This window comes from Streptomyces flavofungini, from assembly GCF_041028215.1.
GTDB lineage: Bacteria > Actinomycetota > Actinomycetes > Streptomycetales > Streptomycetaceae > Streptomyces > Streptomyces flavofungini_B.
Genome location: NZ_JASKYR010001497.1, coordinates 1 through 632, shown reverse-complemented (window position 1 = coordinate 632; position 632 = coordinate 1). Strand labels below are relative to the sequence as shown.

The following is a 632-nucleotide window of genomic DNA, read 5'->3' as shown; positions in this document are numbered from 1 at the left end:
CTTCCCTGCCGGGGCTCGGCGGGCGCATCGCCCTGGTGACCGGGGCCAGCGGCGGCATCGGTGCCGGGATCGCGGTGCGGTTCGCCGAGGCCGGGGCGGCGGTCGTCGTCCACTACCGGCGCGGGCAGGCGCGGGCCCGTGAGGTGGTCGAGCGGATCGGGCGGTCGGGCGGCGAGGCCGTCGCCGTGGCGGCGGACCTGGCGGAAGAGGAGGGGTGCCGGGAACTCGTCCGGGCCGCGCAGGCCTGGCGGGGGCGCCTGGACTGCCTCGTGAACAGTGCCGGTGTCCAGCCGGTGCGGGAGCTGCCGGGGATGACGGCCGCGCAGTGGCGGGAGGTGGCCGAGGCGAACGTGACGAGCGCGTTCTGCTGTACGCAGGCGGCGGCGGAGGTCATGGCCGGGCAGGACGGCGGCGGCTCGGTCACCCACATCGCGTCCATCGAGGGCACGAACCCGGCGGCGGGACACGCGCACTACAGCGCGTCCAAGGCCGCGCTGATCATGTTCGCCCGCTCGGCGGCCCTGGAGTACGGGCCGCGCGGCATCCGCGTGAACACGGTGTCGCCCGGCCTCGTCGACCGGCCCGGCCTCTCCGACGACTGGCCGGAGGGGGCGGCGGCCCCCCTCGGCCAG

The 632-nt window shown here is 77.2% G+C and carries 1 protein-coding gene; it reads left to right on the top strand.

Going from position 1 to position 632, the window contains the following annotated elements; genetic code table 11:
• Positions 1 to 5 precede the first annotated feature (5 nt).
• The coding region (locus AB8Z36_RS41860) for an SDR family NAD(P)-dependent oxidoreductase (RefSeq protein WP_369218543.1) at positions 6 to 632 on the top strand (627 nt) is incomplete at its 3' end.